Origin of the sequence: Paraburkholderia silviterrae, from assembly GCF_004353915.1 — a bacterium.
Classification (GTDB): Bacteria; Pseudomonadota; Gammaproteobacteria; order Burkholderiales; family Burkholderiaceae; genus Paraburkholderia; species Paraburkholderia silviterrae.
The window spans coordinates 185495-208265 of record NZ_SMRP01000011.1 but is presented as its reverse complement, the minus strand read 5'-3'; the positions used below and the strand labels follow the sequence as shown (position 1 = coordinate 208265).

Sequence of the window (22771 nt, the reverse complement as noted above, 5' to 3'; positions counted from 1 at the left end):
TTGCCGGATCGATCTCCCACAGCTCCTTGATGCCGATGCCGTAAACCTGCGGGTCCGCATTCTTGCCGAGCTTGAAGTGCTCGCTCAGTTGTCGGCCCAAATGCCCGCGGCAGCCCTCGCAGAACAGCGTGTACTTCGCATGCAGCTCCATGCCGAGCTGGAAGTTCTCAGTAGGCTCGCCGTCCTTGCCCACGCCCATGTTGCCGGTGGCCACGCCCTTGACCGAGCCATCGTCGTTGTAGAGCACCTCAGCAGCCGGAAAGCCCGGGAAGATCTCCACGCCCAGCGCCTCGGCCTGCTGGCCCAGCCAGCGCGTGACGTTCGCAAGGCTGATCACGTAGTTGCCGTGATTCTTGAAGTTGTCCGGCAGCGCCCAGTTGGGCACGGCCTTCGCGACGCCTTCCGTAAGGAAAAGGAATTGATCTTCGGTCACGGGCACGTTCAGCGGCGCGCCCTGCTCCTTCCAGTCGGGAATGAGCTCGTCGATGGCGCGCGGATCCATGACCGCGCCCGAGAGAATGTGCGCTCCGATCTCCGAGCCTTTCTCCAGCACGCATACTCCGATCTCGACGCCTTTCTCTGCTGCCAGCTGCTTCAGGCGGATCGCCGCGGACAGGCCCGCCGGGCCGCCGCCTACGATCACCACGTCGTATTCCATCGACTCGCGCTCTGCCGCGAAGTCGTTCTCAGTCACCGTCGGGATAGACACGAATCCTGGTCTCCACACTCAACATATTTGAATTAACCGGCCAGCGCCGCCGTGTGCCGGCACGCGAATGGCCGGCCGCGCAGCCATCGGTGGAAATACGCACCACGAACCATCGCCGTGACGAAAGAACACGAGCGTCACGTCGCCCGAACTGCGCGTCATCTCCACGCGGACGTAGCGCCACGGCCTCGCGCAGCTGCCGGAACCGCGCGTCACGCGCAATGCCTGCGCCGTGGCTGGCCCCAACCACTTCTCGACGAGCGAGCGCAGCGATCCTTGCCGAGTGATGGTCCTCATTGGCGTCTCCCCCTACCCGATTCAGCCGCCATGTTAGAGACACGTGCCCAGCCGGACGATTGCGCATTCCCTCGAATACATTGCAAAATGCCCCAATTCACCTTCACGGCTCGATGCCGGATCCAACCCGCCATGTCGCGCGCGCCCGTTACGCTTTCCATCGTGTCGGTTCAGGGATTGCTCTGCGGATTGCTTCGCCGCGGCGTCGAAACGCCCGAGTGGATCGATGCGGCGCTCGCCGCTTCCGGCATCGATCCCGCGCTGCTCGAGGAAGCCGGCGCGCGGGTCACAGCCGAGCAATATGCGGCGCTGCTCGCCGTGCTGATGGAACGGCGCGACGACGAGGGTCTGGGCCTGTTCTCGCGCCGCCTGCGGCACGGCAGCTTCGCGCTGGTCGCGCGCTCCGCGCTGGGTGCGCCGTCGCTGGCCGTCGCGTTGCGCCGTGCCGCGCATACGTTCTCCCTGCTCCAGGACGACGTGAGCATGCGTTGCGTGCGCAAGGACGAGCTGACCGGCCTCGTGCTCGATTTCCACGAGCCGCAGACCGCCGGCCAGAACTTCCTGCATGAGCTTCTGCTGCGCGCCTTCTGGCAACTGCTCGCGTGGCTGCATGGCGGCAGGCTGCCGCCGCGGCAATTCGATTTCGGTTTCGATCAGCCGGGCTATGCGGCCATCTATGCGCAGATTTTTCCCGGCCCGCTGCAATTCGCGCAGGCGCACTCGGCGGTCTGGTTCGACACCGCCCTGCTCGCCACGCCGGTGCGCCGCGACGAACAGGCCCTGCGCGCCGCCTGGCGCAACGTGATCCCGAGCCTGATCGTTCCGAGGCCGGGCGAACACGCATTCAGCGCGCGCGTGAGCGAGCAGTTGCAATTGACGAGCCCGGCGTGGCCCGACCTGGAGACGATCGCAGGGCGCCTGCACGTCTCGATGAGCACGCTGCAACGGCACCTGGCTTCGGAAGGCACGTCGTTCCAGGCGCTCAAGGACCGCCTGCGCCGCGACCTGGCGATCGTGCGCCTCACGACTAGCACAGTGCCAATTGCGGCGCTCGCGACCGAGCTCGGCTTTGCCGATAGTGCCGCTTTCCAGCGCGCCTTCAAGGGATGGACCGGTAGCGCCGCGGGCTCCTACCGGCAGCGTTAAACGAACGGGCCCGCATTTGAGCGGGCCGTCACGGGCGGGCGATAGTCTCCCCGCCAGGCTAGGCGTCGCCGCAAGGTCAGGCGACGCCGCTCATCAAAGGCTGCGCGCGATGATGAGCTTCTGGATGTGGCTCGTGCCCTCGTAGATCTTGCACACGCGCACGTCGCGCGCATAGCGCTCGACCGGGAAATCGCTCAGGTACCCGTAGCCGCCGTGAATCTGGATGGCGTCCGAGCACACCTTTTCGGCGATCTCGCTTGCGTACAGCTTGGCGATCGACGCTTCCTTTACGCACTCGACGCCCGCATCACACAGGCGCGCGGCATGCAGCGCGTACTGGTACGCGATTTCGACCTGCGCGGCCATATCGGCGAGATCGAAGCTCACGGCCTGAAGCTCGGCGATCGGCTTGCCGTAGGCCTCGCGCTCCTTCGAATAGCTGACGGCCGCGTTCAGCGCCGCGCGCGCCACGCCCGCCGCGATGAAGGCGATGCCGATACGGCCGTCCGAAAGCCCGCCCATGACGAGGCGATAGCCGTCGCCTTCCTTGCCGAGGATGTTCTCCGCCGGTACGCGATAGCCTTCGAGCGCGATCTGCGCCGTGTGCGCCGTGTGCTGGCCCATCTTGCTTTCCACGCGGGTCACGGTGTAGCCCGGCTGCTTCGGGTCGATGATGAACATGCTCGCGCCACGCTTGCCGGCGGCCTTGTCCGTCACCACGAAAGCGAGGCCGACGCCGGCTTCGTTGCCGTTCGAGATGAACTGCTTCGCGCCGTCGAGCACGTAGTGGTCGCCGGCGCGGCGGCCCGTGGCGCGCAGCGCGGCCGTGTCGGAGCCCGCCTGCGGCTCGGACAGCAGGAACGCGCCGATCGACTCGCCGCGCGCCATGGCCGGCAGGTAGCGGCGCTTTTGCTCCTCCGTGCCGTGCACGACGATGCACAGCGCCGCAAAGTTGTGAACGTGGAGGATCGTCGCGAGACCGGCGTCCGCACCGGCGAACTCGTACTGGGCAAGGCAGAAGTCCGTCACGCTCGCGCCAACGCCGCCGTATTCCTCCGGCACCAGCATGCCGAGAAAACCGAGGTCCGCGAGCGCCTTGAGCTCGGCGTGCGGCCAGGCCGACGTGCGGTCGCGTTCGGCGGCGGTCGGGGCGATCACTTCGGCGGCCACGCGTCGTGCCGAATCACGGATCAGGATTTGCTGTTCACTCAGAAAGGCGCTCGATGCGTCTGCCATGTTCGTCTCCAAACTTTGGGGTGGTGGGCCGCCGCTGCGGCCGGTCGGTCATCTCGGGTTCTCGTCGCGCACGCCATAGGAGGTACGCTCAAGTCGAACCGATTCTACTCGTGAGTAAATAAAAAATCTACAAAGTTAGCCCGTTGCCGGCGCACGCTTTGGCGCGGCAATATCATGACCAGAGGGCCGAATGCCATCCCCCCCGACGGCGCGGACAAATACCATCCGCTGGCGGCCCAGCCGCGCTCCGTCGAACTGTCGACTACGTGGTAACATGCGTATACCCAACCCCTGCCACACTGACCATGACCGCGACCGCCCCGAAACCCCGCGCTGCGCGCAAGCCGAAGGAATCGACCGCGCGCTGGAAAGACGCGCTGCCGTCGCGCGAAGATCTCCAGAAGCTCAAGAAAACGGCGCTCATTCGCGAGGCCAGCCGCGCCTTCAAGGAGAAGGGCTTCCACAACGTTTCTCTCGACGATGTCGCGGAACGGCTCAACGTCACGAAGGCGGCGCTGTACTACTACGTCAAGGGCAAGCGCGAACTGCTGTTCGAGACGCAGAGCGTCGCGCTCGATCTTGGCGACATCGCGCTCGCCGAAGCCAATCGCGGCACGACGGGGCTTGAGAAGATCGCGCTGATCGTCAGCCGTTTCATCCTGCTGGTGACAGACGACGCCGTGCTCAGTGTGTTCGTGTCGCCGCTGGACGACCTGCTGCCCGAGCATCAGGATATCGTCCGCAAACGCAGGCGCTCATTCGATCTGCGCGTGCGGGAACTCATACAGGAAGGCATTCAGGATGGCTCCATCGCGCCGTGCGAGCCCAAATTGGCCGTCGCGTGGCTGATGGGCGCCATCAACTGGATTCCGCAGTGGTTCCGGCGTGACGGCGAGCACAGCCCCGAGGAATTGGCGCAGACGCTCGTCCAGTTCATGACACGCGGCCTCGCGGCCGATCCAGCCGGCCTCGGCAAGCGACTCGCGCAGATTCTGACGCCCGCGCGGTGATCCGCTGCGGGGGCGAAAGCGCCCCCGCTCCGACGGCCGCCGTCACTGCACGGCAATTTCCACGTAGTAACCAGGTATTCACCAGGCAATAGCCAAGCAATAGCCAGGTAATAGCCCGGCTATTTCCAGGCAACTACCTGACTACCTGGCCACCACCACCGGCGGCGGCGTCCATTCACCCGACGCGATCGCCTGCTCGGGCCAGTAAGCGCGCAACATCAAAGAGAACGGCTGCCCTGCGGGCGCGGGAAGCCAGTTGGCGCGCTGCGCGGGATCGGACGGCTCGTCGGCCTGGATATACAGCGTGAGCGAGCCATCCGCATTGGGCTTGAGATCGAGGTTGCGCGTCCCCAGCGCATAGCGGCCCAGTGCGTTCGGCACGAAGAAGTGATACTGGTCGTACATCGTCAGGGACCAGAAACCCCGCACGGGCGGCAACTGCCCTTTGGCAAACGTCACGGTGTATCGCTTCGCGCCATCGAGACGCGTGCCCGCCGCATCCAGATCGAGACTGAAGTAGCGCGTCTCCTCGGGCTTGTTGACGAAGATGCTCGAGCGCGCCACCGCCGTGCGCATGAAGTATTGGGTGCCGAAGCGCGCGCCGTCGTTCTGCGTCGTCCAGTTGCCGGCAAGCGGAATGCCGAAGTTGCGGAACTGCAGCAACGGATCGACGAGTTCGGTTTGCGCGCGCTGCGCCTCGTCAACCATCGCACTCCGAAGCGCCGGATCGTTACGCGTCGCGGCGATGACCGAAAGGATCTCGGCATAGCGCGCCTCTTCGCTGGGGCGTGCCGGCGCGTCGCGCAACACGGCGGGCAATTCGTCGAAGAACTTCTCCGGGAACACCCAGCGCTTCTCGCCGGGATCGTCTCCCGAGCGCGGGACGGCCGGGTAACGCCGCAACTGCGACCAGTCCCGATGCTTCATGACACCGTCGTACGAAGCGAGCGGATACATGTCGATGCCCGTAATCGCCGACTGAACGGCTGCGTGGTCGGCCGGCGTGTCGTCGAGGAAGATGCGAGGCACGACGAACGCCGTCTGGGTGTCCGAGCGCAGGACCGCGGTAATGCCTTTGGGCACTTCGCCGTGCCAGTCAGGGCCGGCCAGCAGGTAGAAGCCCGGCTTCGTCCCGTACATGGCGCCCAGACTGGCGATGCTGTCCGTGCGCAGATTCACCACCTGAAAGACCCAGAAGCGTTTGCCGAAATCCGGGATCTGGATGACGACGGGACTCTGGTCGAGCGCCGCGATCCCACCGCCGTAGACCACATCCTGGTTCGGACAGGCGACGAGCCGCTCGGTCGGGTCGACATAGTCGCTCAGCATGGCCAGCCGGTTGGGCGGCGCAATCGGCATCATGCCGCCCGCCAGCCCCGGCTCCGGAACGTGGCCGACCGCCACGCGCCGGTTGTACGCGTTGACCATCGGCCATGCCCAGAAGTAGGCGTTGCGCGCAATCATGCGGACATAGGGCTCGGTCAGCCGCATCTTTCCCGGCATGGCGCCAAGGCCGTTGCCCGTGCCAGTGGTTGCGCCCGCAACCACTTGCATCTGCTGATCCGGCGCATTGGACGCGTGGACCGGAATAGTCGCGACAGACGACACACCTGCGGCAACCGCGCACGCGATCGCCCTTTTCGATAACCTGGTAAGCACAGTATGAATCCCCCTTGTTACTGACGCGCAACGTCGATGAGCGGCGGCGGATAGTAGGTGGCTCCCGTCGCCGTGGGTAAGGCCCCGTACAACCGCCAGGTCAGCGTGTAGCGCTCGCCGGCCCGCGTGGGCAGCCAGTTCGATTCGGACACGCCGTCGGGCTTGTGCGGACCGAACGCCAGTGTCAGCGAGCCGTCCGGATTGGTTTGCGGGTTGGTCGCGCGGTTGAGCGCGTAGCGGCCGAGCGGATTCGGCAGGACCTTGTAGTGAACGGCGTCGACGGCCGCGACCGACCAGAAGTAGTGGGCGGTGCTCTGGGGCAGCGCGCCCTTCGGGAACGTCTGGAGGTAGGTTGCCCCGCCGTCCAGGTGCGTCATGCCGAAGTAGGTGACTTCGGCGGCGGTATTCGCCCAGATGCCGACCAGATCGACAATGCTGCGGCTCGCGTAGTCGCTGCCGTAAGTGCCGCACACGGCGGGCCGGATCCAGCCGTTTCCGACCGGCCCGAGCGTACGGACGCGCTGGGCGAACATCGGCAGCGCAGTCTGCCCGATGACGTCGTCGACGCGCTGCCGGCCAGCCTCGCCGGACTGCACGAGTGCCGTCACGGCGCGCACCTTGCTGCGCACCTCGTCCATCCCGGGGTTGCCGTCCGGCGCGCCTGCGAGGATCGCCGGCGCGTAGTCGAACGCCTCCGCTCGCGGCAGCTTCGCATTGGTGAAGAGCGGCACGCGGATCATCGCTTCGGGATTCGGCGTGCCGATCGGTGTCAGCTTGATCTCGTGCTGAAGCTGCACGGCCTTTTCCGGGCGCTCGCCCATTTCGATGCGCGCCAGCGCCCGCACCGTGCGAACCCGAAGATCGACGCGCAAGGCATCGGCGGGAATGTCGACGTGGCTGCCGCTCAGGCACAGCGCGTAGCGGCCGTAGGGATGCTGTGGGAACGTGCGCTCGTTGATGTTGAGGATCGTTTCGCCCCACCCGTCCAGCATCTGCCAGGTGTAGTAGCGCCCCTCGATGCGCGGCAGGTCGAGCAGCACGCAGTTGTTATCGCCGACCGAGATCCAGGCTTCCGAATAGACGACGTCGAGATTCGGGTTTGCCCACTCCACGCCACCGGGCTTGCGGTGCACGACTTCGTTCCAGTGGAAGCCATCGCGCTCGAAGTCGAGCTGCTGCTGCCGCAGCACGGCCAGCCGGCCGAGCAGGTAGAACCAGGCATCCGTGATGTCCGCGTCGGACACCGCGCGCGCCGGTTGCTGCGCGAGCGCTCCGGGTCCTGGGGCGGCGGCCGTCTGGGTGACGCCTTGACAGCCGCCCAGCCCGATGACGAACGACGCCGCGCAAAGCGCGGCTGCGGGCATGCCAAACGCATTGCGCCTCATTGTCTCCTCCTCATCGATATGCGACTCATCGACATGCGATCAACGCCCGGTGAAGCGAGGCGCCCGCTTTTCCTGGAATGCGGCGAGGCCTTCGGCAATGTCCTCGCTGTGCTCATGGAGCGCGACCATGACCAGTTCCTGGCGCAGCGCGACTTCCACCGGCTGCTCGAGCCCGTCGTTCACGAGCGTCTTCATGCGGCTCACGCCAAGCGGGCTCTTCGCGGCGATCTTCGCGACCAGCTCGTCCACGGCCCCGGCAAGCTGCCCGTCTTCCACCACCCGATTCACGAGGCCAGCGGTTTCCATGGCCGCAGCCGGGACGAATTCGCCCGTAAACATGAGGTATTTCGCGCGCGCGGCGCCGATTTTGCGCGGCAGGCGAACCGAGCCGCCGCCACCGGGCAGGAGTCCGTAATTTGCGTGCGCGTCGCCGAAGCGCGCCGATTGCGCGGCAAGCACCAGATCGCAGCAGAGCACGAGCTCAAGGCCCCCCGCCAGCGCGAGCCCGTTCACGGCGGCGATCACCGGGCGCGGGAAGCGTTCGAGACGGTTCAGCAAAGCCAGCAGCGCACCGAGGAATTGCGCGGAGCCCGATGGCCCGCTGCTCGTCTCGCCGCGCACGAACTTCAGGTCGGCGCCCGCGCAGAACGCCCGCCCGGCGCCCGTCAGCACGACCACGCGCGCGTCGTCGCGTGCGAGGGCTTCGTCGAGCGCGCGGTCCACGCCCGCGACCATGTCCGGCGAAATCGCGTTCATGGCCGCCGGCCGGTTCAGGGTGATCCACATCGCGCCGTTGCGCACTTCGGTGATGACGCTCTTCTCTTCCATGCTTGCTCCTCCAGCCACGAGGCTGATTCGTCGTCCTTGCGGGTATTGAATTTACCGTTTAGATTTTATATTAACTCACAAGTAGAAACGTGCGAATATACGGCCGGACCCTACCCCGGCCACCATGCGGCCGGAAAGCGCCGCTCATCCCAATCTGAAAGGAGACAACCATGAACCTGCCGCTCAAGGGCATCCGCGTCGTCACGCTGGCCGAACAGTATCCGGGGCCGTACGCAACCCTCGTCCTCGCCGATCTGGGCGCGGACGTCGTCATTGTCGAGCGCCCCAACGGCGGAGACCCCGCCCGCCAGTTGCCCGACTTCCACGCGGCCCTGAACCGCGGCAAGCGCGCGGTGGCGCTCGACCTGAAAAGCGAGCAGGACCGCGCGGCGCTGCGCCAGCTCATCGAGTCGGCGGACGTGCTCATGGAAGGCTTCCGCCCGGGCACCATGGCGCGCCTCGGGTTCGGCTATGACGACGTGGCGAAGCTCAACCCGCGCGCGGTCTACGTCTCGATCTCCGGCTTCGGCCAGTCCGGCCCGTACCGCGACCGGCCGGCCCACGATCTCTCGTACCAGGCCATTGCCGGCCTGCTCCATCGCCAGGCGCAGACCGGCCAGATCGAGGCGTCGCCGGAACTGGCGATCGGCGACCTCTCCTCGGCGATGTTCGCCATCGCCGGATGTCTCGCGGCACTGGTCGAGCGCGCCAGCACCGGCCGCGGCAAGTACGTGGACGTCTCGATGACCGATGGCCTCGTCTCCTGGATGAGCGTGTTCCTCGCCCCGGTCATGAACGGCGGCGAGCTCGGCATGGCGCACATCAACGCCCAGCCCGCCTATGGCGTGTTCCATTGCGCGGACGGCCGCCTGCTCACCCTTTCGGTCACCCATGAGGACTGGTTCTGGGCGCCGCTGTGCGAGCTGCTCGGGCTGCCGGAGCTTGCGCCGATCAAAGGCCCCGAACGCTCGGCGCGCGAAAGCGAGTTGAAACCGCTGATCGCCGCCGCCCTGCTCAAGCGGCCCCGCGACGAGTGGGGCCCCTTGCTGGACCAGGCCGGCGTGGCCTGGGGCCCGGTGAGCAGCCTCGAGGAAGTCGTCGAAGACCCCCACTTCCGCGCGCGCGGCATGTTCCGCCAGGTTGCGGAGCACAACGGCAAGACGTCCTGGTACGTCGCCCAGCCGCTCATCTTCGACGGCGGCGAGCATCCTGGGCCCACTGCCGGCGTGCCTGGAATCGGACAGCACAACGAAGCGGTCCTCGCGCCGGCGGCGAGCCAGGAAATCCTGGGGTAAACGTCACAATCTTCCCCGTAGACACATTTTCTACTCACGAGTAATCTAAGTGCCAATCCGGTCACGGAACGAAACTCAAGTCAGGACATGCACATGAAAGACATTTACGTGGTTGGCGTCGGCATGACGCCGTTCGGCCGCCTGCTCGACCAGAGCATGAAATCGCTGACCCGCGTCGCCACCGAGGCGGCATTGAAGGACGCGGGCATCACGAAGGAAGCCATCGACGCGGCCTTCTTCGGCAACACGTCGCAAGGGCACATGGAAGGCCAGCAGATGATCCGCGGCGAGATCGCGCTGCGCGACATGGGCATTGGCGGCGTGCCGGTCGTCAACGTGGAGAATGCCTGCGCGAGCGGCAGCAGCGCCTTCGTGCTGGCCGTCAACCATCTGCGTGCTGGCGCGGGCGAAGTCGCGCTCGCGATTGGCGCGGAAAAAATGTTCTCGGAAGACCGCCAGCGCATGTTCTCGGTGTTCGACAGCGCGCTCGACATCTCGCGCTCCGAGGCGATCTTCGCCGAGCTGCGCAAGATCGGCGAGGGCGTGGAGATTCCGCCCGGCACGACTTCGCCGCGCCCGTACAGCGTGTTCATGGACGTTTATGCGGCGTTCTCGCGCGCGCACATGAAGCGCTTCGGCACGACCCAGCGCCAGATCGCGGCCGTCTCCGCCAAGAATCACCAGCACTCGGTCCACAACCCGCTTTCGCAGTATCGCAACGCCTATACGATCGAGGAGATCCTCGCGGCCCCGCCGATCACCTACCCGTTCACGGTGCCGATGTGCTCGCCGGTTTCGGACGGCGCCGGCGCCGCCATCCTCTGCACGGGCGACGCGCTCAAGCGCCTCGGCATCGACCCGAAGCGCGCGATCCGCGTGCTGGCCTCAGTCATCCAGACCGGCACCGACCGCGCGCCGGAAGACATCGAACAGCACGTGACGGTGCGCGCCGCGCGGCTCGCCTATGAGCTCGCCGGGGTCGGCCCGAAGGACGTTTCGGTGGCCGAAGTGCACGACGCCACGGCGATGGGCGAGATCGTCCAGATCGAAAACCTCGGCTTCTGCGAATTCGGCGAAGGCGGCATGATTTCCGAGCGCGGCGACACGACGATCGGCGGGCGCATTCCGGTGAATCCGTCCGGCGGCCTCGAATCGAAGGGCCACCCGGTGGGCGCCACGGGTCTTGCGCAGGTTCACGAACTGGTGACCCAGTTGCGCGGCGAAGCCGGCCCCCGCCAGGTCGACAACGCCCGCATCGCCGTTGCCGAAAACGGCGGCGGCCTGTACGGCGTGGAAGAAGCGGTCGCCTGCATCACGATCCTCGGCCGCTAAGGCAAATTCGGCAGGGCCAGCAGTACAGGCAGAACCGGACCGGCACGGCGGCGGCAGCCCCGGCCGGCTCGCGTAGCATACTAACGAAAGCGTGGCGCGCGTCGCTACGCCATTGGAAGGAGATACAAGTGCGCCTCGCGGACTATTTCGATTGCGCGGTGTCCCGCAACCCCGACCGTGTCGCCTTCGTCGACGGTCCGGCACGCATCACGTTCACCGAGGCGCAGCGGTTCGTCCATTCGGTCGCAACCGCGCTCGTCAACGACAGCACGATCGCGCCCGGCGCCCACGCCGCCATCTACGCGCCCAACGATTACCGCATCAGCCTGCTGCAGATCGCCATCAACCGGGCCGACATGGCATGGGTTTCGGTCCACACGCGCAATACCGTGGAAGCCAATGCCGCCGTGCTCAACTTCGCCGATTGCGCGCTCGTGTTTTTCCACAGCGCCTATGAAGCCATCGTGCCGAAGCTGAAGGCGGGCCTGCCCGCTGCCTGCCGCTTCATCTGCATCGACCGCGCGTCGGCGCACGGCGAAGCCCTGGACACCTGGCGGGCCAACGGTGACGCGCGGTTCGTCGCGCCCGCCGAGGATCTCGAGCGCCCCGCGATGCTCCAGCCCACCGGCGGCACGACCGGACCGTCCAAGGGCGCGCTGCACAGCAACCGCTCGCTCGAGATGGGGCTGATCTCCGTCTTCTCGACCCTGAACATGGACCAGCACTCGCGCGTGCTGGCCGTGGCGCCGCTCACCCACGCGGCGTGCATGCTGACGCTGGCCGCCGCCGCGCGGGGCGGCTGCACGGTGGTCCTGCCCGGCTTCGACGTGAAAACCGTGCTGCGCACGATTGCCGAAGAGCGCGTGACCCATCTGTTCCTGCCGCCCACCGTCATCTACGCACTACTGAGCGATCCGGCGCTGGCCGATGCCGATCTTTCGTCGCTGCGCTGCCTCGCGGTAGGCGCGGCGCCCATCGCGCCGGAAAAGCTCAAGGAAGCCGTGCGCCGCTTCGGCGCCGTGATCTACGAGGTGTACGGACAGAGCGAATGCGGCTTTCCCGTTGTCGCCAAGGTGCCTGCTGACTACCTGCGCGAGGACGGCAGCTTCGACGAAGTCGCGCTGCGCTCGGCCGGCAAGGCTGGGCAATTCGCGTGCGTCGAGATCATGGATGACGACGGCAGGATTCTCGGCCCCGGCGAGCGCGGCGAGATCGTGGTCCGTTCCACGACCGTGATGCTCGGCTACTACAAGAATCCCGAAGCGACCGCGGAAGTCTCGCGTTTTGGCTGGCACCACACGACGGATATCGGCATCAAGGACGAACGCGGCTTCATCACGATCGTCGACCGCAAGAAGGACATGATCGTGAGCGGCGGCTTCAACGTCTTTCCGGGCGAGATCGAGGCCGTGATCAATTCGCATCCTGCCGTGCTCGATTGCGCCGTCATCGGCGTGCCGGACGAAAAATGGGGCGAGTCGGTCAAGGCCATCGTCCAGCTCAAGGCCGGGGCGAGCGTGGACGCCGAAACGCTCGAAGCCCTGTGCAAACGCGAGCTCGGCAGCGTGAAAGCGCCCAAGAGCATCGAATTCTGGGAAGACTTGCCGCGCAGCGCAGTCGGCAAGGTGCTCAAGCGCGAGATCCGCGGCAAGTACTGGGAAGGCCAGTGGCGCGCCGTCTGAGCGGCTGCGCCGGCTGACCTCGCTCAGCCGGCCGCACGCCGATCCACTCCAATTATTTAGCAAACCTTATTTATCGGATAACGAAACATGAATCTGCAAGACAAAGTTGCCATCGTGACCGGCGCCGCGTCCGGGCTCGGTCTCGCCACCTGCAAGGCGCTCGCCGCTGCCGGCGCGAAAGTGGTCGGCTTCGACCTCGACCAGGCGCGGCTCGATGAGGCGCTCGGCCCCAACCTGCAAGGCATCGCCGTGGACGTCTCCAACGAGGCCAGCGTCAAGGCCGGCGTCGATCGTGTCGTGCAGGCGCACGGCCGCCTGCACGTCGCGGTGAACTGCGCGGGGATCCTCGGCCCGAGCAAGACCCTCTCCAAGGGCGAGTTGTTTCCCACCGAGCTCTGGAATCGCGTGCTTGGCGTCAATCTCACCGGCACGTTCAATGTGCTGCGCCATGCGGCGCTTGCCATGTCGGCGAACGAGCCGGAAGAAACGGGCGAACGCGGCGTGATCATCAACACGGCGTCGGGCGCCGCGAAGCAAGGGCAGATGGGCCAGGCGGCCTATAGCGCCAGCAAGGCAGGCGTCGTCGGCATGACGTTGCCGATCGCGCGCGACCTGGCCGAGTACGGCATCCGAGTGGTGTCCATCGCACCGGGGCTGTTCGAATCGGGGATGTCGTCGGGCATGCCCCCGAAGGTCTCGGAAGCCATCGTCAACATGATGCTGTTCCCGCGCCGCATGGGCAAGGCACCGGAGTTTGCCGCGATGGTCCAGCATGTGATCGAGAACGCCTACCTCAATGCGATGACACTCGATATCGACTGCGGCACTCGCTGATGATCCGGCCGGCTGTGCCGGCCATGCCCTGAAGAAGAGCCGCCCGTTCCTCGCGCAACGGCCCCTCGGGTTCACTCGAGCATCTGCGCGCTCCGCTCACGGCCGCCAATCGTTGTACTGCGGCTATGCTGCGCGGCGCGCGAAGCACCACAGCACAAAAACCAATGGAGACTTGCATGCGTTTCATCAATCAAAGCATCTGTGGCGCAACCCTTGCTCTCGCAGCCGGCGGTGCGGCGGCGCAAAGCAGCGTCACCCTGTACGGCGTTGCGGACACCTACATTCAGTACCTGAACAACGGCGGTTCCAGTTCGGTGTCCGAAAGGAGTGGCGGCTCGACGGGTTCCATGGTCGGCCTCAAAGGGAGCGAGGATCTGGGCGGCCAGTTGAAGGCCATCTTCGATCTGGAAGCCGGCTACAACCTCAACAACGGCACGTTCTTCGCCGACAGCAGCGCGCTGTTCTACCGCCAGGCCTGGGTGGGCATCCAGCACGACAACTACGGCTCGCTGACCTTCGGGCGCCAGTATCAGCCCAGCTTCTGGGCCGTCTATTATGCGGAGCCGTTCCGCGGCAACGAAGTCCTCTCGCCGCTTTCCGCGTTCGACCTCGCCGCAGCAACCGACCGCAATACGCTGGCGACGCAGTATGCGCCGGGCCGCATCAGCAACACGATCTTTTACCGGACGCCGAACATGGGCGGGGTGAAGCTTTACGCCATGTACGGCTTTCCCACGAGTTCGACTCAGCCCGTGCCGACCACGACCGGGAACATGCTCGACGTGGCGCTGACCTATCAGGGATACGGCCTGTACGCGGCGCTGGCCTACTTCAAGCAGCACGGCGGCACCGAGACCGCCCAGCTCGCGCCAAAGCCGCTGGCCGCCACGACCTTTGACCTCGTGGGAACCGACCACTACACGGCGGCCCTCGCCTATCGGCTCGGCATCGTCAACCTGCAGTTCAACTACACGTATTCGCGTCCGAACGACGTGGCGTCGAACGCTGTCGTGCCTGTGGTGCCGGGCCGCGTGAACCTGCCGCTCGACTCGCTTGCGCACTCGGTCAGCTACATGGAGCTTGGCGCGACCATTCAGGCGACAGGGGCCGACGAAATCGAACTGGCTGCGCTCCAGCGCAATGTACGAGGTGCCCACGACAATTCGGTCGGCTTCGAAGTGGGCATCGACCACAATATTTCGAAGCGCACCACGCTCTATGCGCGTGCCGGCTACATCAAGAACAACGGCACGGCCACCGTCACCTGGCCGGGGTACACGGCGACCAGCCCGGGGGCGTCGCAAACGCTCGTTGCTCTCGGCATCGATCACCGCTTCTGAAGCTTGCCTGCGCACTATGACGCCGGCGCCGGTTCGAAAATACCGGCGCCGTTTGCGTTTCCCAGGCAGGCCGCCTTTCGGCTCCAGGACTGAAAGACGGCCGCGCCATCAGTCTTGCGACGAGTGATAGAGAACGCAGGCAAGAGAACGATGGGTGCCGACGGCAAGGTCTCGGTGACGTCGATGGTTTTCCCCAGATCTTGCAGTAGCCCACTCCGACAAACAGCCGGATCAACCAGGGAAAAAGGCGCCGGATGCAATCAGCACGCGCCGCGCGGCCGTGAGCGCCTTGCGCGCCGCGCCGGCGTCGGCCGCCACGCGCAGCAGGCCGCCCAGTTGCAGCGGGTCGCGCGCGAGTTCGCGCAGAATCGGCAGGACGGCAGTGGAGCCGTCGTCGCGCAGGCCAGCCATCGCGGCCTTCGGCAGGCTGCGCCATGCCGGATCCACCACCGCGCGGCAGATCGCGAACGGCAGGCCGCGCGCGGCGGCCGCGGCAGCCGCCAGATGCGACTCCATGTCGACGGCCAGCGCGCCGCCGCTCGACTGGTGAAGCGCCGCCTTGTCCGCCGCGCCGGTGAGCGGCGCGGCCACGGCGGCTTCCACGCCGCGCCGCGTCTGCACGGCCAGTGGCGAATCGAGCAGGGCCGCCGCGATGCGCTCGCTCCAGGCCGCATCGCAGGCGACGCGGCCAAACGGGCCGTCCACGGCATGGGCGATGACGAGCGTGCCCGGTTCGAGGTCCGGCCCGAGGCCACCCGCCGTGCCGAAGCTGATCACGCCCGAGGCGCCGCGATCGAGCGCGGCCACGAGCGCGCGCTCGAGCAGGTCGGCGCGCGCGGCGTAGACCGCCGCGATACCATCGGCGCCCTTGCCCGCCGCGATGCTCGCCTCGAAGGCCATGCCGGTCACGGCGATCACGGGCAGCGTGCCATTCGTGCCACTCGTACCGCTTGCGCGCGCAGCGGCCGGGACAGCGCCAGATGCAACCGTCATCGTCACAGGCCGACGCGGACGTGCGTGATGCCGTCGCGCTTGAGGTTGCGGTAGCGCGCAAGCGCCCACAGCGGGAAGAACTTGCGATAGCCGTGGTAGCGCAGATAGAACACGCGCGGGAAGCCCGTGGCCGTGAAGCGCGTTTCGTCCCAGAGCCCGTGCTCGCGCTGCGTGGCCTGCAGCCACGCAACGCCGCGCGCGACCGCCGGATGATTCACCTCGCCCGCCGCCATCAGGCCGAGCAGCGCCCACGCCGTTTGCGAAGCCGTGCTCGCCGCGCGCTCGTAGCCGCGGTACTCGAGCTTGTAGCTGGTGCCGTCCTCGCCCCAGCCGCCATCGTCGTTCTGGATGGCGACGAGCCACTGCGCCGCGCGCTTCATGCGCGAATCCGCGTGTTCGAGGCCGGCCGCGTTCAGCGCGCTCAGCGCCGTCCACGTGCCGTAGATGTAGTTCATGCCCCAGCGGCCGTACCAGCTGCCATCCGCTTCCTGCTCGGCGAGGATGTAGTGGTAGGCGCGCCGCGCCGGCTCGCTCGCCACCGGCAGCTCGTCGAGCTGCGCGAGCATCGAGAGGCAGCGGCCCGAGACGTCGGCCGTCGGCGGATCGAGCAGTGCGCCGTGATCGGAGAACGGGATGCTGTTCAGGTAGTCGTGCGTGTTCTCCGGCTCGAACGCGCCCCAGCCGCCGTTGCCGCTCTGCATGCCGACCACCCATTCGCGCGCGCGCGCAATGGGTTCGTCGTAGGCGTTGGTGTTGTCGATCTGGTCGACGCGGCGCATCGCCGCCACGACCACGGCCGTGTCGTCGACGTCGGGGTAGTGCGGGTTCGCGTACTGGAACGCCCAGCCGCCCGGACGCGTGTCGGGACGGCGCGAGATCCAGTCGCCGCGCACGTCGAGAATCTGCAGCGGGCGCAGCCAGTCGAGGCCGCGCCGCGCCGCTTCATGCGCGCGCGCGTCGCCCGTTTCGATCAGCGCATGCGCAGCGAGCGAGGTGTCCCACACCGGCGAGAGGCACGGCTGGACGTACGCTTCCTCCGCGTGGACCGTCACGAGCTTTTCCAGCGACCGGCGGGCGATCGCGCGATGCGGATGATCGGCGGGATAGCCGAGCACCTCGTACATCATCACGGCGTTGGCCATGGCCGGGAAAATGGCGCCGAGGCCGTCTTCGCCGTTCAGGCGCTCGTCGACGAAGGCCACCGCCGCATCGATCGCGCGTTGGCGCAAATACGCTGGAAACAACGGATCGGTGATGCGCAGCACGCCATCCACAGCGCGGAAAAAGCCGAACCAGCCCTTGCTCTGGTGCGGCGAGCGCGCGTTCAGCCCCGTGGTGACGGGCGCGCCGCGGAACAGCTCGTCGATGCGCACGCCGCGCGGGTTCTTCGCCACCGGGCGCTTTGCGCCCAGCACCAGCAGCGGCACGATCACGGTGCGCGCCCAGTACGAGACCTTCGAGAGATGGAACGGGAACCACTTGGGCAGCAGCATGATCTCGACCGGCATCATGGGCGCCGCGTACCAGCTGACCACCCCGTACAGCGCCAGCAGGATGCGCGTGAACACGTTGGCCTTTTCCGCGCCGCCCGCCGCGAGGATCGCCTCGCGCGCACGCGTCATGTGCTCGGCATCTTCGGCATCGCCAATCATCTTGAGTGCGAAGTAAGCCTTGATGCTCGCGCTCACGTCCATGGCGCCGTCGGTGAAAAGCGGCCAGCCGCCGCCGGGCAGCTGGATGCGGCGCAGGTAGCGCGCGATCTTCCCTTCGAGCTCGAGATTGGCCTCCTCGCCCAGGTAGTGGACGAGCAGCACGTATTCGGCGGGAATCGTGGCGTCGGCTTCGAGCTCGTAGACCCAGTGGCCGTCGGCGCGCTGGTCGGCGAGGATCGCGTCGGTCGCGCGCATGACGGCGGCATCGAGCGCGTCGCTCACGTCGGCGGGCGCCGCGGCGCGCAAAAGCGCACTCGCGTTGTCGAGCGTCGGCGCCGCGCCGAGCGCGTTCGCGAGGTCGTCGGCCGGCATGGCCTCTGAAAGATCGTTCATCGGTACATCCTGATTTTTAAGACTTAAAGCAGGTCCGCGGCCTTGTGGCCCGAGCGGATCGCCCCTTCGATCGTCGCGGGCAGACCGGTGGCGGTCCAGTCGCCTGCGAGCGTCAAGTTGGTCCAGCGGGTGCGCGCCGCCGGGCGGCGCAGCTCTTCTTGCGGTACGGCGGCGAAGGTCGCGCACGCATCGCGCGCGATCTGCCATGCGGGCAACGGCTCGAGGGGCAGTGAAGCTGCGCCCGCCACGTCGGCCCAGACGCGCCGCGCAAGCGCTTCGGACCCGAGCGCATCGAGCGCATCGAGCGCATCGAACCCATCGTGCTTATGGGCGGCGGCGGCATCGTGGATCGTCGCCGAAATGCGGCCGGCGCCCGCGAACAGCCAATCGGCCGTGCCGCTCACCAGCGCCATCGGCGTGGCCAGTCCCGGCGGCGGCGCTACGGCGAAGTGCACCGTGACGACGGCCGTGTGCCGCTGCGGCGTCTGCAGCGCCGGCACGAGCCCGGCGGCGGCGGCGGCCGGCACCGCCAGCACGACCGCTTCATCGGCGCCCAACGCGACGCGGCCACTCTCGAAATCGAGTGCGACGGCACGGCCAGCCGCGTCGTCGTACGCAATCTCGTTCAAGCGCGAATCGAGCCGGATCGCCGCGCCGCCATGCTGGAGCATGCGCAGCGCCGGATCGACGAACGCGCTCGACAGGCCGTTGCGCGCCACCAGCGGCCGGAACGCCTCGCCGCCCGCGGACAGCACGTCGCGCAGCAGCGTGGCCGCGAGCTCCGCGCTGGCCTCGCGCGGCTCGACGTTGAGCGCCGCGAGAAAGAGCGGGCGCAGCAGGCGCTCCCAGAGCAGGCCGTCGCAGCGCATGGTCTGCGCCATCGTGCGGCCGGGCTTGGCGAACAGCAGCGGCAGCAGCGCGAGATAGTCCGACACCTTCGTGCCCGGCACGCGCGCGTTGGCGTCGCCGATCCAGAACGGCACGCGCGAGCGCGAAAAGCGCACCGTCCAGCGCGAGCGCGCCGCGAGGTCCATGAACGCGAAGGCCGGCTCGGCCGGTCCCGCGAGCTCGTCGGCGGCGCCGATCGTGCGCACGTAGTCAAGCGTTTCCTCGTGGCCCGCCAGCACGAGATGATTGCCGCTGTCGAGCGTGGCCGCGAGCGTGCGGTCATAGTACGAGCGGCATCGTCCACCTGCCTGCGAGGCTGCCTCGTGCAGCGCGACCTGGACCCCGCGCCGCTGCAGCCGGATGGCCGCCGCGAGGCCCGCAAGCCCCGCGCCGATCACGTGGACGAGCCGAGGCATTAGGGTCTGTTTACATATGAAACGCGCATGCGTTGCCCCGAGAAGGGCCGCTCGCGAGGACTGCGACGCGGCGAATACTGGACGTATTCGCAAGGAGCATGACGCGGCGAGCGGCCCTTCTCGGGGCAACCCCAAATTTGAAGATGTATTTCACGGGAATGCCCGAAATCGGCCGCATGGCGGCGTCGTGCGTCGCTTGTTTGGCTCGGCCAAACGGCGCTCCTTACTCCTTGCCCTACAGCCGATTTCGGGCATTCGCATGCGCGTTTCATATGTAAACAGACCCTAAAATAGCGCGTAGCGCGCGACGATCCACATGAGCCGCGCGCGCGGCTTGACGACCTTGGTACGCGGCAGATCGAAGCCGCGCTCGACGGTGCGCTCGAGCAGCACGCGGTACACGCCCGACATGATGCGCGGCGCCTTGACCTGCGCGCGTGGCGTGCGGTCCATGATGGCGTCGGCCTCGGCGAAGTGGCCGAGCGCGCGCTTCACGAGCGTCGCGCATACGCGCGGCAGCGACGGGTCGGCGGCGATGTCGTGCGGGTTCGACGCCGCGATGCCCTCGCGCGCGAGCAGCTCGCGCGGCAGATAGCAGCGGTTGATGTCCGCGTCCTCGTCGATGTCGCGCAGGATGTTCGTGAGTTGCAGCGCGCGCCCGAGGTGATGCGAGAGCAGCCGGCCAGGCTCCTCATCCATCCCGAAAATCCTCACCGACAGGCGGCCCGCCGCGCTCGCGACGCGGTCGCAGTAAAGGTCGAGCGTGCCCTCGTCGGGTGCGCAGATGTCCTCGGCGGCGTCCATGGCCATGCCGTCGATCATCGCGTGAAAATCCTCGCGCGCGAGCCCGAACGTATGGATATGGCGCGTGAGCGCCGCGAGCGAGGCGCGCGGCGTGCCGGCATAGCACGCGTCGATGTCGGCGCGCCATTGCTCGAGCCCCGCCGCACGCTCGGCGCGCGGCAGGTCGCTATCCGCGATGTCGTCGACAGCGCGGCAAAAGGCGTAGACCTGATACATGGCGTCGCGCTGCGCAGCCGGCAGGATCCGCATCGCCAGATAAAACGAGCTGCCCGACGAAGCGGCGGCAGCGTCGGTTTGATGTGTATCGTCCACGACGAGGTTGGAAACGGCCAAGACGCTTCTCCGCTGGGGTCGCCCTCGACGGGGCTTTTCAGATATCGGGCCCGCATGCCGCGGGTCGCCCGCGCGCGCGGACACGCGCGAGGCACCGGCCCTGCCGGAACACCGTTCAGGGTCCGAGGCCGGAAACGGCCAAAAGTATAGCAACCTTTGCCGGCCGCCGCAGTCGCGGCCCGGTCAGCAGCGGTGGAGGACAGGGCGAGACAAGGCGAGGGTCTGGACCCGGCGCAAGCGCCGCGCGAGAAGAAGCGCAATCACACGGATGACCGCATTATGCAAATTGCATCAAACTACACGAAATTGCTGCGATTCCAGGCCATCTGCGGCCAAAAAATCAGGAAAGCTCGTGAACCAGCGCGACGCAGCGGTTGCGCCCCTGGTGCTTGGCCCGGTAGAGCGCCGCGTCGGCCTCATTGATCATGACCTCATAATCGGGTGCGCCGGGCCGCGCGGCAGCGGCGCCCACGCTCGCCGTCACGGGCACGACCACGCCCTGCACCTCCACGGGCGCGTCGCCGATGGTGCGGCGGATCTTCTCGGCCACGTGCAGCGCGTCGTCGAGCGGCGTGCACGGCAAGAGCAGCGCGAACTCCTCGCCGCCGAAGCGCCCGAACACGTCCTGCTTGCGCACCACCTGCGCCACGCGCTGCGCCATGGCGCGCAGCACCGTATCGCCGGCGACGTGGCCGAATTCGTCGTTGATCTTCTTGAAGTGGTCCAGATCGAAGAGCAGCATCGACATCTCGCCGCCATAGCGCTGCCAGCGCGCGAATTCGTCGGCGAGCCGCCCCTCGAAAAAACGCCGGTTCGCAATGCCCGTGAGGCCGTCGCGGTCGGCGTATTCGCGCAGCCTCGCCACGGCGTCCTCGCGCTCGCGCTGCATGACGCTCACGTGCGTGACATCGGAGACGGTCACGCACACGGCGATCACCTCGCGCTCGCGCATGAGCGGCATGAAGGTGCAGTCCTGCTGCATGTAGTCCACGCCGCCCGTGATCGGACGGTCGTGGTCGAAGCGGAACAGGTAGGGCCGCTGCTCCCACGAGCTGAACGCGAAGCTGCCGAGCTGGAACACGCTCTCGACCTTGCGCGTGAGCCAGGCGCGCGGCAGGTCGGCAAAGCGCTCGAACACCGGCCTGCCGATCACGTCGGCTGCCGCCACGCCGCTGTGGTCCTGCATGAAACGGTTCCACATCAGCACGTTCATGTCGCGGTCGAGCACGAAGATGCCAAAGCCCACGCGCTCCACGACAAGGTCCGAGAGCGACAGCGGCAGGGCGGGCGTCGACGGCGGCGGGGCCGGCAGGTCACGGGTATTCATAGGCTGTGCAGCATCGCGTCGATAGCCCGGCTCACGTGATGGATCGATTCCTCGGCCATCAGCATGACCAGATGCGCGCGAAAGCGCTGGTCTTCCAGCGCGAAGTTGACCTCCACGAGGAGCGCGAGATCCCAGGCGAGCATGCCGGGCTGGAACACCTCGTCGAGCATGATGGCTTCGCCCAGCAGCCCCGGCTGCGAGAACACCGGCATGCGCCCGAGCTGATCGAGCATCGACGAGACGCACGCGCCGGAAAGCACGTTGGCCACGTCGAAGATCAGCTCCTGCTCCATGAGCGCGTCGCGCGTGGATTGCGCGTACGGGCCGCCGATCAGCGCGCCCAGCTCGCCGATCTCGCCGCTGCGGCAGATCACGAGCGCCTCGCCCTTGATCTCGGAGCGAAAGCCCTGGCGCACCGCGGTGACCGGGCCGTCGATGCCGGTCATCTCGCGCAGCGCCAGCGCCGCCTCGCTCACGGCGACCACGCGCACACGCGGCACCGAGAGCTCGATGAAGGCGTTGAGGAGCCCCGACAGCCGTGTCGCGGCCTGGCCCATGCCGAGATTGGCGATCTCCTGGAGCGCGTCGCGCTGCAATTCCGTGAACACTCGATCAGGCATACAACCCGTACTCCTTGAGGATGGGTAGCAGCGCCTCCTGCGTGACCGGCTTGGGCACGAACGCCATCGCGCCGAGCGCGAGCGCGCGCTCCTGGGCGCGCGGCTGGACGTCGGCGGAAACGACGATCACGAACGTGTTCAGATCCTCGTGCTGCAAGGCTTCGAGAACCTGAAAGCCCGTCATGTCGGGCATCGTGAGGTCGAGAAACATGACCGGTGCACGCCCGGCGCGATACAACGCCAGCGCTTCTTGTCCGTTCGACGCGTAGGAGATCTCGACGTCCCAGCCCTCGGGCAGCGCCTTCGTGAGCACCTTGCGGGCGAGCAGCGAGTCGTCGGCAATCACGATGGGCAGGGACATGGGTATGCTGAATGAATGTGCGTGGGACGGAATGCGTTAAGGCGTATTAACGGCTGCGAACGCGAGTTCTTTAGCGTGCGCGCACATTTTTATGCGTATTGCATGGAACCGTCGGCTGACCCGGCTGAATCGATGGCACGGCTCGACGCCCGCCCGGCCGATGCGAAGCGGCTCCGTTTTTATGCCGCCTGCTTTGCCTTACAGATTGAGAACACCCCGAAAAACACGGCA

At 66.9% G+C, this 22771-nt stretch carries 20 protein-coding genes; 7 read left to right on the top strand and 13 right to left on the bottom strand.

Annotation, left to right across the window (positions count from 1 at the left end):
- Together EYW47_RS41970 and EYW47_RS22065 are read right to left on the bottom strand one after the other, a co-directional pair.
- The coding region (locus EYW47_RS41970; protein ID WP_240763851.1) for an NAD(P)/FAD-dependent oxidoreductase at window positions 1-658 on the bottom strand (658 nt) is incomplete at its 3' end.
- Between the two features lie 69 nt (window positions 659-727).
- Window positions 728-1006 (bottom strand): hypothetical protein, encoded by a 279-nt coding sequence (locus EYW47_RS22065; protein WP_133196954.1) that lies wholly within the window; start codon window positions 1004-1006, stop codon window positions 728-730.
- A gap of 132 nt (window positions 1007-1138) precedes the next feature.
- On the opposite strand from EYW47_RS22065, the gene EYW47_RS22060 reads away from it, so the two are divergent.
- A complete protein-coding gene (locus EYW47_RS22060) occupies window positions 1139-2152 on the top strand; it encodes an AraC family transcriptional regulator (RefSeq protein ID WP_133196953.1) in 1014 nt (337 codons plus the stop codon).
- Between the two features lie 93 nt (window positions 2153-2245).
- Here the strand turns inward: EYW47_RS22060 and EYW47_RS22055 are convergent, their stop codons facing one another.
- Window positions 2246-3388 (bottom strand): acyl-CoA dehydrogenase family protein, encoded by a 1143-nt coding sequence (locus EYW47_RS22055; protein WP_133196952.1) that lies wholly within the window; start codon window positions 3386-3388, stop codon window positions 2246-2248.
- A 305-nt stretch (window positions 3389-3693) separates the two neighbouring features.
- Here EYW47_RS22055 and EYW47_RS22050 point away from each other — a divergent pair, with 305 nt between their 5' ends.
- Window positions 3694-4398, top strand: coding sequence for a TetR/AcrR family transcriptional regulator (locus EYW47_RS22050; RefSeq protein WP_133196951.1), 705 nt, complete (start codon window positions 3694-3696; stop codon window positions 4396-4398).
- A 141-nt stretch (window positions 4399-4539) separates the two neighbouring features.
- Here EYW47_RS22050 and EYW47_RS22045 read toward each other — a convergent pair whose 3' ends face one another.
- The 3 genes from EYW47_RS22045 to EYW47_RS22035 all read right to left on the bottom strand — a co-directional run bounded on the left by EYW47_RS22045 (window position 4540) and on the right by EYW47_RS22035 (window position 8270).
- On the bottom strand, window positions 4540-5952 hold the full coding sequence (locus tag EYW47_RS22045) for a DUF1254 domain-containing protein (RefSeq protein WP_133196950.1): 1413 nt from the start codon (window positions 5950-5952) through the stop codon (window positions 4540-4542).
- 122 nt (window positions 5953-6074) lie between these two features.
- Window positions 6075-7442 carry a DUF1214 domain-containing protein gene (locus tag EYW47_RS22040; protein ID WP_133196949.1) on the bottom strand — a complete coding sequence of 456 codons (1368 nt, stop codon included), beginning with the start codon at window positions 7440-7442 and terminating at the stop codon, window positions 6075-6077.
- A gap of 39 nt (window positions 7443-7481) precedes the next feature.
- Window positions 7482-8270 carry an enoyl-CoA hydratase/isomerase family protein gene (locus tag EYW47_RS22035; RefSeq protein ID WP_133196948.1) on the bottom strand — a complete coding sequence of 263 codons (789 nt, stop codon included), beginning with the start codon at window positions 8268-8270 and terminating at the stop codon, window positions 7482-7484.
- A gap of 170 nt (window positions 8271-8440) precedes the next feature.
- On the opposite strand from EYW47_RS22035, the gene EYW47_RS22030 reads away from it, so the two are divergent.
- From EYW47_RS22030 to EYW47_RS22010, 5 genes are all read left to right on the top strand, one after another.
- Entirely contained in the window at window positions 8441-9565 is a 1125-nt protein-coding gene (locus tag EYW47_RS22030; RefSeq protein ID WP_133196947.1) for a CaiB/BaiF CoA transferase family protein, read from the top strand.
- Between the two features lie 93 nt (window positions 9566-9658).
- On the top strand, window positions 9659-10897 hold the full coding sequence (locus EYW47_RS22025; RefSeq protein WP_133196946.1) for a thiolase family protein: 1239 nt from the start codon (window positions 9659-9661) through the stop codon (window positions 10895-10897).
- Between the two features lie 128 nt (window positions 10898-11025).
- Window positions 11026-12579 (top strand): class I adenylate-forming enzyme family protein, encoded by a 1554-nt coding sequence (locus EYW47_RS22020; protein ID WP_133196945.1) that lies wholly within the window; start codon window positions 11026-11028, stop codon window positions 12577-12579.
- Window positions 12580-12666: 87 nt separating this feature from the next.
- Window positions 12667-13413 carry an SDR family NAD(P)-dependent oxidoreductase gene (locus EYW47_RS22015; protein ID WP_133196944.1) on the top strand — a complete coding sequence of 249 codons (747 nt, stop codon included), beginning with the start codon at window positions 12667-12669 and terminating at the stop codon, window positions 13411-13413.
- Between the two features lie 176 nt (window positions 13414-13589).
- Window positions 13590-14753: a porin gene (locus tag EYW47_RS22010; RefSeq protein WP_133196943.1), complete on the top strand. Its 1164-nt coding sequence runs from the start codon at window positions 13590-13592 to the stop codon at window positions 14751-14753.
- 231 nt (window positions 14754-14984) lie between these two features.
- Here the strand turns inward: EYW47_RS22010 and EYW47_RS22005 are convergent, their stop codons facing one another.
- The 7 genes from EYW47_RS22005 to EYW47_RS21975 form a co-directional block, all read right to left on the bottom strand.
- Window positions 14985-15746: a phosphorylase gene (locus tag EYW47_RS22005; RefSeq protein ID WP_133196942.1), complete on the bottom strand. Its 762-nt coding sequence runs from the start codon at window positions 15744-15746 to the stop codon at window positions 14985-14987.
- A 2-nt stretch (window positions 15747-15748) separates the two neighbouring features.
- Window positions 15749-17791 (bottom strand): squalene--hopene cyclase, encoded by a 2043-nt coding sequence (shc, locus tag EYW47_RS22000; RefSeq protein ID WP_165976645.1) that lies wholly within the window; start codon window positions 17789-17791, stop codon window positions 15749-15751.
- A 23-nt stretch (window positions 17792-17814) separates the two neighbouring features.
- Window positions 17815-19095, bottom strand: coding sequence for a hydroxysqualene dehydroxylase HpnE (gene hpnE, locus EYW47_RS21995; protein WP_133196941.1), 1281 nt, complete (start codon window positions 19093-19095; stop codon window positions 17815-17817).
- A 285-nt stretch (window positions 19096-19380) separates the two neighbouring features.
- Complete coding sequence (gene hpnD, locus EYW47_RS21990) at window positions 19381-20232, bottom strand: presqualene diphosphate synthase HpnD (RefSeq protein ID WP_133196940.1); 852 nt, start codon at window positions 20230-20232, stop codon at window positions 19381-19383.
- Between the two features lie 340 nt (window positions 20233-20572).
- A complete protein-coding gene (locus EYW47_RS21985) occupies window positions 20573-21559 on the bottom strand; it encodes a GGDEF domain-containing protein (protein WP_133196939.1) in 987 nt (328 codons plus the stop codon).
- Window positions 21556-22179, bottom strand: coding sequence for a chemotaxis protein CheC (locus EYW47_RS21980; protein WP_133196938.1), 624 nt, complete (start codon window positions 22177-22179; stop codon window positions 21556-21558). Before EYW47_RS21980 ends, EYW47_RS21985 begins: the two co-directional genes overlap by 4 nt.
- Window positions 22172-22540, bottom strand: a complete 369-nt coding sequence (locus EYW47_RS21975) for a response regulator (protein ID WP_028218248.1) — start codon at window positions 22538-22540, stop codon at window positions 22172-22174. Before EYW47_RS21975 ends, EYW47_RS21980 begins: the two co-directional genes overlap by 8 nt.
- Window positions 22541-22771: the final 231 nt, after the last annotated feature.